Here is an 8,672-nt window from a genome sequence, read left to right on the forward strand (position 1 = left end):
CGCGGTTCCCACTCCACTCCTGGGCGCCCCTGGCCCGCGGCCGGTCACCGCGTCGAACACCTCGGGGGCGTGCCCGTCCCGCCGGGGGCCGACGACGGGCGCCGCAACGTGCTCTTCGTGCCCCGCTGACCCCGCACGGCCCCCGCGCGGCGGGGTGCTCCGGGGCCACGCGGCCGGAGAACCCGGACAGGGCACCTGACCTGCGCGGGGCGCCACCGTGATCGTCGGGGGCGCCGGTAGAATCGTGGGGTCGGGACGGTGCACGTCGGCCCCCGGCGGGACGGGCACGCCCCCGAGGTGTTCGACGCGGTGACCGGCCGCGGGCCAGGGGCGCCCAGGAGTGGAGTGGGAACCGCGTGACCGAGACGACGCTGCCTCCGGGTTCGGGCGACCGGATCGAGCCGGTCGACATCCAGCAGGAGATGCAGCGCTCCTACATCGACTACGCGATGAGCGTGATCGTGGGACGCGCGCTCCCCCTGGTGGAGGACGGCCTCAAGCCGGTGCACCGCCGGGTCCTCTACTCGATGTACGACTCCGGCTTCCGCCCGGAGCGCAGCTACGTCAAGTGCGCCCGCGTCGTCGGCGACGTCATGGGCAACTACCACCCGCACGGTGACTCGGCGATCTACGACGCCCTCGTGCGGCTGGCCCAGCCGTGGGCGATGCGCTACCCGCTGATCGACGGCCAGGGCAACTTCGGCTCGCCGGGCAACGACCCGGCGGCCGCGATGCGGTACACGGAGTGCCGGCTCACCCCGCTCGCCATGTCGATGCTCGCCGACATCGACGAGGAGACCGTCGACTTCGTCGACAACTACGACGGCCGCACCCAGGAGCCCGCCGTCCTGCCCGGGCGGGTGCCGAACCTGCTCATCAACGGCAGCGCCGGCATCGCCGTCGGCATGGCGACGAACGTCCCACCGCACAACCTGCGCGAGGTCGCCGAGGGGGCCACCTGGGCCCTCGACCACCCCGAGGCCTCCGAGGAGGAGACCCTCGCCGCGCTCATGGAGCGCATCAAGGGCCCGGACTTCCCGACGGCGGGTCTGATCGTCGGCCACGACGGCATCGAGTCCGCCTACCGCACCGGGCGCGGCTCGGTCCGGATGCGCGCCGTCGTCGAGGTGGAGGAGGACACGAAGGGGCGCACCACCCTCGTCGTCACCGAGCTGCCCTACCAGGTCAACCCGGACCACCTCATCGAGTCGATCGCGACGATGGTCCGCGAGGGCCGGCTGCACGGCATCGCGGAGATCAACGACGAGTCGAGCGACCGGGTGGGGCGCCGCATCGTCATCACCCTGCGCCGCGACGCCGTCGCCAAGGTGGTGCTGAACAACCTCTACAAGCACACGCAGCTGCAGTACAGCTTCGGCGTCAACATGCTGACGATCGTCGACGGCGTCCCGCGCACGCTGCGGCTCGACCAGCTGATCCGCCACTGGGTCCGCCACCAGATCGAGGTCATCGTCCGGCGCACGCGCTACCGCCTGCGCAAGGCCGAGGAGCGGGCCCACATCCTGCGCGGGCTCGCGAAGGCCCTCGACGCGCTGGACGAGGTCATCGCCCTCATCCGGGCGTCGCAGACGGTGGACGTCGCGCGCACCGGCCTCATGGAGCTCCTCGAGATCGACGAGATCCAGGCGCAGGCCATCCTGGACATGCAGCTGCGCCGCCTCGCGGCCCTCGAGCGCCAGAAGATCATCGACGAGCTGGCCGAGATCGAGAACACGATCCGCGACCTGCAGGACATCCTCGACCGACCCGAGCGCCAGCGGCAGATCGTGCGCGACGAGCTCGGTGAGATCGTCGAGAAGCACGGGGACGAGCGGCTGACCCGCATCGTCGGGTACGACGGCGAGGTCGCCGACGCGGACCTCATCGCGGTCGAGGACGTCGTTGTCACGATCACGCGCACCGGCTACGCGAAGCGCACCAAGACCGACCTGTACCGCGCCCAGAAGCGCGGCGGGCGCGGCGTGCAGGGCGCCACGCTCAAGCAGGACGACATCGTCGCCCACTTCTTCGTCTGCTCCACGCACGACTGGCTGCTGTTCTTCACGAACAAGGGGCGGGTGTACCGCGCCAAGGCCTACGAGCTGCCCGAGGCCAACCGCAACGCGCGCGGCCAGCACGTCGCGAACCTCCTCGCGTTCCAGCCCGAGGAGCAGATCGCGCAGGTCATGCAGATCTCGAACTACGAGGCCGCGCCGTACCTGGTGCTCGCCACCAAGAGCGGCCTGGTGAAGAAGTCCCGGCTCACGGAGTTCGACTCCAACCGCACCGGCGGTCTCATCGGCATCAACCTGCGCGACGAGGACGAGCTGGTCGGCGCGGTGCTCTGCTCCTCCGACGACGACCTGCTCCTCGTCTCCGGGGAGGGCCAGTCCATCCGGTTCTCCGCCACCGACGAGGCGCTGCGCCCGATGGGCCGCGCGACCTCCGGCGTGACGGGCATGCGCTTCAACTCCGGCGACCAGTTGCTGTCGCTCGGCGTGGTCCGGGACGGGACGTACCTGTTGGTGGCGACCAGCGGCGGGTACGCCAAGCGGACACCGATCGAGGACTACCCGGTCCAGGGCCGCGGCGGGAAGGGCGTGCTCACGCTGCAGTACGACCGCCGGCGCGGCACCCTCGTCGGCGCCCTGATCGTCGACCTGGAGGACGAGCTGTACGCGATCACCGCCACCGGCGGGGTCATCCGCACCACGGCGAGGTCGGTCCGCAAGGCCGGCCGCCAGACCAAGGGCGTGCGCCTGATGAACCTCGGCGACGACGGCACGCTGCTCGCGGTGGCCCGCAACGCCGAGAGCTCGGCCGACCCGGACGCCGGCGGCCCGGACCAGGCGCCCGACACGCTGATGTGACCACCGGCAGCCCCCGGCTCCTGCCCCCGACGACGAGACGAGCACCGTGAGCACTGCGACACCGGACGAGGACGACGCCCGCGAGAGCGGGGCCGGCGCGGACACCGTCAAGGGCGCCCGTGGTGACACCGCCGCGGACACGGTGGTGACGAAGCCCGCGTCCGACGACGGGTCCGCCCGGACCTCCGAGGGGGTCTCCCGCGGGTCCGACCAGGCCGCCGCGGGCGGACCGCCGCCCCCGTGGCAGCGGGCCGGCTCCCGCAGCGAGGCCGGGTCGCGGCCGCCCGAGGGTGACCAGCGCGCGGCGGCGCGCCCGAGCCCGGCACCGGCCGGGGACCGTCCGGCGACGCCCCCGTCCGGGACGCCGCGCCCGGGGCCGCAGTCGGCGCCCGGCGGGTCGGCCCCGCCCGGTGGGCCGCGGCCCACGTCGCCGCCGAGCGGTCCGCTGCCCACGCAGGGCCAGGGACAGGGCCGCGGTCAGGGCCAGAACCAGGGCCAGGGCCAGGGCCAGGGTCCGCGCCGCTCGAACACCGCCCTGATCGACGCGCCGACCAACCAGCTCTCGCCCGAGCAGCTCGGGATGCGCAACCGGGAGCGGTCGGAGCCCGAGCCCGACCTCGACGATCTCGACGACGACCTCCCCACCGCCCGGCCGTCACCGCGGGGCAAGGTGCCGCGGCGGGCGAGCCTGCAGGTCAAGCGCTTCGACCCGTGGTCGGTGCTGAAGCTGGCACTGGTCCTCGGGGTCGCGCTGTTCTTCGTGTGGATGTTCGCGGTCGGCGTGCTCTACGCCGTGCTCGACGGCATGGGGGTCTGGGCGCAGCTCAACGGCACCTACCAGGACCTCACGTCCGACACCGGTGGTGGCGGCGGGCAGCTGATCACCGCCGGCGGGGTCTTCGGGGTCGCGGCGATCGTCGGGGTGGTGAACACCATCCTGTTCACCGCGCTCGCCAGCGTCTCGGCGTTCATCTACAACATCTCCGCCGACGTGGCCGGCGGCATCGAGGTCACGCTCTCCGAGCGCGACTAGGCCGGTCGGCGGCCGCCACCCCGGTGGCGGCCGCGCCCGACGCCCTCCGGTAATCTGGACCGGCCACCGCGCGGGGGCCCATAGCTCAGTTGGTTAGAGCGCGTCGCTGATAACGACGAGGTCGCTGGTTCAAATCCAGCTGGGCCCACCGGTACGAAACCCCCCACGACGTCGAACGGCCCCGGAGCACCGCGCTCCGGGGCCGTCGTCGTGCGGGCGTCGTCAGCCCGAGAACGCGGCCGCCGAGGACCCGTTCTTGCCGCGGGCCTCCCAGGCCTCGACCACGTTGTTGGGCACGCGGCCCCGGTCGGACACCTCGAAGCCCTCGGCGCGGGCCCAATCCCGGATCTGCTTCGAGGTCTCGCGGTCGTAGCCGCCGGGCGAGGTGGCCCGGGGCGTCCCCGTCCCGGCGCCGCCGGAACGACGGCGGGCGCCGGCGGACGACGACGACGCGCGGCGCCCCCCCGTGCGCCGGGCCGCCGCGACGTACTGCGCGAGCGAATCACGCAGTTCTGCACTGTTCTTCTCGTCGAGGTCGATCTCGTAGGTCACACCGTCGAGCGCGAACTCGACGGTGGTGATGTCCTCGGACTCCTCGCCGGTCAGGTCGTCCACCAACGTGACGACGGTCTTCTGGGCCATCCGGCGTACTCCTCGGTTCGCGGGGGAATATCGTCCGGAATCACTTCCGGACGCCATTCACATTAGCAGCGAATCGGGAGAAGGCGAGCGCCGGGCGGGGTATCACTCGACAGTGGCAGAGAAATGTGCTCCGAGACCGGCGAGGCCGCCACCGAAGACGCCCTCACCGAAGAACTCGACGAGCTGATCGACGTCGTCGGCGTCACAGTCGAAGACGACTCCCCACTCGACGAAGGATTCGCCCGTCGTGGTCACCGGCACCACCCGCATGGTCGAGCGATAGAGGCGGACCGGGAACGGCGAGGTGAGGATTTCGTACGTCAGCGTCCGCGTGGTGTCGGACAGGGCGACGAGGACCTCGCGGACCTCGCCGCCGTCGTCGAGGGTCAGGTGGCGTACGGCGCCGACGGAATCGCCCGGCGTCTCGAGCTCGCAGGACCGGATCCCGGGGTGCCACCGGGGAATCCCGTTGAAGTCGCGCACGACCGCCCAGACGGCGGCGGCGTCGGCCGGGATGATCGCGGACGCGAAGGCCTCGGGCATCAGGACTCCTTCTGGTCGGGACGGGCGACCGACGCCCGGATCCGGGTGAACTCGCGCGTGCGGGCCGTGAGCGCTTCCTCGGTAGGCAGCCGCTCCATGCTGCTGGCCCCGTAGAACCCGTGGCAGGTCCGGGTGCGCTCCAGGACGTACGCGGCGTCCTCGGGGGCCGACACCGGCCCGCCGTGCACCAGCACGAGCACGTCGTCGCGCACCTCGCGGGCGGCGGCGGCCCACTCGTCGACGAGTGCCACGCAGTCGTCGAGCGACTTCGCGGTCCCGGCGCCGATCGACCCGCCCGTGGTCAGGCCCATGTGGCAGACGACGACGTCCGCGCCGGCCTCGGTCATCGCCCGGGCGTCCGCCGAGGAGAACACGTACGGCGTGGTGAGCAGATCGGCGTCGTGGGCCGCGGCGACGAGGTCGACCTCGTGCGCGAACCCCATCCCGGTCTCCTCGAGATTCGCGCGGAAGACCCCGTCGATGAGCCCGACCGTGGGGAAGTTCTGGATGCCGGCGAATCCGAGGTCGCGCAGCTCGCGCAGGAATCGGTCGCGCAACAGGAAGGGGTCGGTGCCGTTGACCCCGGCGAGCACGGGAGTGTGGGAGACCACCGGCAGGACCTCGCGGGCCATCTCGACGACGATCTCGTTGGCGTTGCCGTAGGCCAGCAGGCCGGCGAGCGAGCCGCGGCCCGCCATCCGATATCGGCCCGAGTTGTAGATGACGATCAGGTCGATCCCGCCCGCCTCCTCACACCGGGCCGACAATCCGGTGCCGGCACCGCCGCCGACGATCGGCTCGCCCCGCGCCACCTTCTCGCGGAGGCGGGCCACGATCTCGGCCCGATCCGGGACCGTGCGTCCGTCCGTGCCCATGGGTCTCCTCTCAGCCGGTGTGGTTCTCACTCGGCGATCGCCTGCAGTTCCGCGACGAGGCGCGTCGCGAACTGCGGGTCGTTGACGTGCAGATCGGTCTCGACGAGCCGCCGCCGATCGGTCTGGTGGAGCTCCGCGCGCAACGTCTCGACGAGCGCCTCGGTGGCGGCCGGGTCCGCGAACGGCCCGCCATCGACGTCGAGGGCCGAGACCCCACGCAACGGCACGAGCAGGCGCACCGGTCCCTCGCAGCCGTTCAGCTTGCGCGCGAGGAACCCGGCCGCGGCCCGGCACTCGTCGGGGGTGGTGCGCATCAGGGTCACCTGCGCGTTGTGCTCGTAGAACAGCCGGTCGCGGTAGCGCTCCGGCACGGTGTCCGGTGCCCCGAAGTTGACCATGTCCAGGGCGCCGACGCTGCCGACCCACGGCACCCGTCGTCGGGCGATCGCCCCGAGCCGGTCCTCGGTGGCCGCCATGACGCCGCCGGCGACGAGGTCGGCGATCTCGGTGGTGGACACGTCGCAGACCGCGGAGACGAGGCCGTCGTCGACGAGCTTCTCCATCGCGCGACCGCCGGTGCCGGTGGCGTGGAAGACCAGGCAGTCGTATTCGTCGTGCAGGGCCTCGGTCACCGCGGTCACACACGGCGTCGTGACCCCGAACATCGTCAGGCCGAGGGCGGGCTTGTCGCCGGTCTCGACCGGCGGGCGGTTCAGGGCGCCCGCGAGCGCGCCGGCCGCGTTGGCGAGCACGACGCGGCTGATGCGGTTGAGCCCGGCGACGTCGGTGACCGAGTACATGAGCGCGATGTCGCTCTCGCCGACATAGGCCGCGACGTCCCCGGAGGCCACCGTGGAGACGACGATCTTGGGGACGCCGACCGGGAGGCGCTGCAGGGCCGGGGTGATCAGTGCGGTGCCGCCGGAGCCCCCGAGGCCGATCACGCCGTCGAGGTCGGTGCGCCCGGGCAGCCAGCGCTCGAGCGCGTCGGCCATGGCGGCCACCGACGTGCCCCGGTCCCCGGTGAACGCGTCCGCGCCGGCGACGTCGGCGGCGGTGACGTCGGCGCGGCGGGCGGCGGCGTCGGAGGTCCCGACGTCGACGGTGGTCACCTCGTGGCCCGCGTCGCGGACCAGGTCGGCGACGTAGCGCAGCTCGTCGCCCTTCGTGTCGAACGTGCCCACCACGTAGGCGTGCGCCATCAGTCCTCCCGCACCGGACCTCGTCGTCTCCTGTCGAGTTCTATCTCCCCCACCCCGGTGCCGGCGAAGCGCTGTCGGCGTGCTCCCTTTTCTGCGACCAGTGGCAGGAGAGCCACGTCGTCGGCCCTACCGTGGACCCGTGGCGAGCATCGAGGACGTCGCGGTGCGCGGGGCGAGCCTGCACACCGAGGTCCGCGGGTCGGGACCGCTGCTGGTGTGCGTCGTCGGCGGCAACGGCGACCCGACGGTCTTCGGACCGCTCGCCGACGTCCTGGCGTCCCGGTGGACCGTGCTCACCTACGTGCGGCGGGGCTTCGTGCGCAGCCCGCTCGACGGCGAGGTGGGACCCGACAAGCTGGGCGACGACGTCGAGGATCTGGCGGCGTTGATCGAGCGCCACGGCGGGCCGGCGGTGGTGCTCGGCAGCAGCTCGGGCGCGATCGTCGTCCTCGAGCTCCTCGTGCGCCGCCCGGACCTCGTACGTGCCGCGGTCGCCCACGAGCCCCCGCTGATCACCCTGCTCGAGGACCACGATGCCATCGCCGCGCGGTTCGAGGCGATCGCCGAGACGTACCGCCGGGACGGCGCGCAGGCGGCCATGGCCGAGTTCGGCGAGGTCACGGGGGTGGGCGTCCGTCGTCCGCCACCGGGGGAGCAGCCCGCCGTCGAGGGGATCCCGGCCGAGTTCCGGGCGATGCAGGAGCGGTGGCCGGCGAACAACGCCTTCTGGTTCTCCCACGAGTACGGCCCGTACCCGGTGCACGAGCTCGACCTCACCGTGCTGCGTGAGCACGTCGCCCGTCTCGTCCTGGCCGTGGGCAGCGAGTCCCGGGCGGAGGGGCAGCTCGCGAGCCGCCCGAACGTCGTCCTCGCCCGCGAGCTGGGCCTCACTCCGGTCGAGGTCCCCGGCGGCCACCTCGGCTACCTGGAGGACCCGGCCGGCTTCGCGGCCGCGCTCGAGGGTGCGGTCGGGCTGCTAGCGTGGGAGTCGTGACGAAACTGGTCGTGGTGGTGCTGGCGGCGTTCGGGGTGGCCCACCTCGTGCGGCGGCGCCAGGAGCGGCCGGCCGCGGAGGTCTGGCGCGAGGCGACCCGCAGCGCCTAGACCTCGGTACCCGGGGACGTAGCTCAATTGGCAGAGCACCGCCTTTGCAAGGCGGGGGTTGAGGGTTCGATTCCCTTCGTCTCCACCACGTCTGACCTGCAATAACGTGTTCCACGTGGAACATCAGCACTCCTCCTCGTCGTCCTGGGGCACCTCTGGGGCACACACCGCGGCGTCCATCCGGTCCGCGAGGTCGTCGAGCCGGTCCGGGAACAGGTGGCCGTAGAGGTCGAGCGGGTCATCGCCCGGAAGGCTCTCCGCAGCTGAGCCCGAGCGCCGCGTCCGAGGTTCAGCGGTGAGTGCCCCGACGTGCCCCACGAGGGCGCGGAGGGCGACCGATGGTCCCCGGAACGCAACAGTGCTCGTCGGGCTGGGTGGAGACGAAGGGAATCGAACCCTCAAC

Annotated in this window: 8 protein-coding genes, 2 tRNA genes and 1 pseudogene; 6 read left to right on the forward strand and 5 right to left on the reverse strand. The window is 72.4% G+C overall.

The window, feature by feature from the left end; translation table 11 throughout:
• Positions 1 to 356 precede the first annotated feature (356 nt).
• The 3 genes from gyrA (at position 357) to AC0CYZ_RS03630 (ending at position 4,051) form a co-directional block, all read left to right on the forward strand.
• The gene (gyrA, locus tag AC0CYZ_RS03620) at positions 357 to 2,870 is read left to right on the forward strand and encodes a DNA gyrase subunit A (RefSeq protein WP_472212429.1); all 2,514 of its coding nucleotides are present in this window, start codon (positions 357 to 359) and stop codon (positions 2,868 to 2,870) included.
• A 145-nt stretch (positions 2,871 to 3,015) separates the two neighbouring features.
• Positions 3,016 to 3,903 carry a DUF3566 domain-containing protein gene (locus tag AC0CYZ_RS03625; protein ID WP_472212443.1) on the forward strand — a complete coding sequence of 296 codons (888 nt, stop codon included), beginning with the start codon at positions 3,016 to 3,018 and terminating at the stop codon, positions 3,901 to 3,903.
• 74 nt (positions 3,904 to 3,977) lie between these two features.
• Positions 3,978 to 4,051, forward strand: a tRNA-Ile gene (locus AC0CYZ_RS03630).
• A gap of 74 nt (positions 4,052 to 4,125) precedes the next feature.
• Here the strand turns inward: AC0CYZ_RS03630 and AC0CYZ_RS03635 are convergent.
• From AC0CYZ_RS03635 to AC0CYZ_RS03650, 4 genes are all read right to left on the reverse strand, one after another.
• Positions 4,126 to 4,545: a histone-like nucleoid-structuring protein Lsr2 gene (locus AC0CYZ_RS03635; RefSeq protein WP_472212431.1), complete on the reverse strand. Its 420-nt coding sequence runs from the start codon at positions 4,543 to 4,545 to the stop codon at positions 4,126 to 4,128.
• Positions 4,546 to 4,647: 102 nt separating this feature from the next.
• Positions 4,648 to 5,088, reverse strand: coding sequence for an SRPBCC family protein (locus tag AC0CYZ_RS03640; RefSeq protein WP_472212433.1), 441 nt, complete (start codon positions 5,086 to 5,088; stop codon positions 4,648 to 4,650).
• Entirely contained in the window at positions 5,088 to 5,963 is an 876-nt protein-coding gene (locus AC0CYZ_RS03645) for a phosphoenolpyruvate hydrolase family protein (RefSeq protein WP_472212435.1), read from the reverse strand. Before AC0CYZ_RS03645 ends, AC0CYZ_RS03640 begins: the two co-directional genes overlap by 1 nt.
• A 26-nt stretch (positions 5,964 to 5,989) precedes the next feature.
• Positions 5,990 to 7,165, reverse strand: a complete 1,176-nt coding sequence (locus AC0CYZ_RS03650; protein ID WP_472212437.1) for a Tm-1-like ATP-binding domain-containing protein — start codon at positions 7,163 to 7,165, stop codon at positions 5,990 to 5,992.
• Positions 7,166 to 7,304: 139 nt separating this feature from the next.
• Between AC0CYZ_RS03650 and AC0CYZ_RS03655 the strand changes: the two genes are divergently transcribed.
• From AC0CYZ_RS03655 to AC0CYZ_RS03665, 3 genes are all read left to right on the forward strand, one after another.
• A complete protein-coding gene (locus AC0CYZ_RS03655; protein ID WP_472212439.1) occupies positions 7,305 to 8,159 on the forward strand; it encodes an alpha/beta fold hydrolase in 855 nt (284 codons plus the stop codon).
• Positions 8,156 to 8,269, forward strand: coding sequence for a DLW-39 family protein (locus AC0CYZ_RS03660; RefSeq protein ID WP_472212441.1), 114 nt, complete (start codon positions 8,156 to 8,158; stop codon positions 8,267 to 8,269). Before AC0CYZ_RS03655 ends, AC0CYZ_RS03660 begins: the two co-directional genes overlap by 4 nt.
• A 12-nt stretch (positions 8,270 to 8,281) precedes the next feature.
• Positions 8,282 to 8,357: transfer RNA gene (locus AC0CYZ_RS03665), tRNA-Ala, on the forward strand.
• Between the two features lie 35 nt (positions 8,358 to 8,392).
• Here the strand turns inward: AC0CYZ_RS03665 and AC0CYZ_RS03670 are convergent.
• Positions 8,393 to 8,672 (reverse strand): annotated as a pseudogene (locus AC0CYZ_RS03670) (hypothetical protein); the annotation flags it as partial.

The organism is Actinomycetospora sp. (assembly GCF_055612215.1).

Excerpts from the sequence above, each read along its gene's own strand:
- AC0CYZ_RS03635 (WP_472212431.1), bottom strand. The coding sequence starts at position 4,545 with ATGGCCCAGAAGACCGTCGTCACGTTGGTGGACGACCTGACCGGCGAG.
- AC0CYZ_RS03650 (WP_472212437.1), bottom strand. The coding sequence starts at position 7,165 with ATGGCGCACGCCTACGTGGTGGGCACGTTCGACACGAAGGGCGACGAG.
- AC0CYZ_RS03645 (WP_472212435.1), bottom strand. The coding sequence starts at position 5,963 with ATGGGCACGGACGGACGCACGGTCCCGGATCGGGCCGAGATCGTGGCC.
- AC0CYZ_RS03640 (WP_472212433.1), bottom strand. The coding sequence starts at position 5,088 with ATGCCCGAGGCCTTCGCGTCCGCGATCATCCCGGCCGACGCCGCCGCC.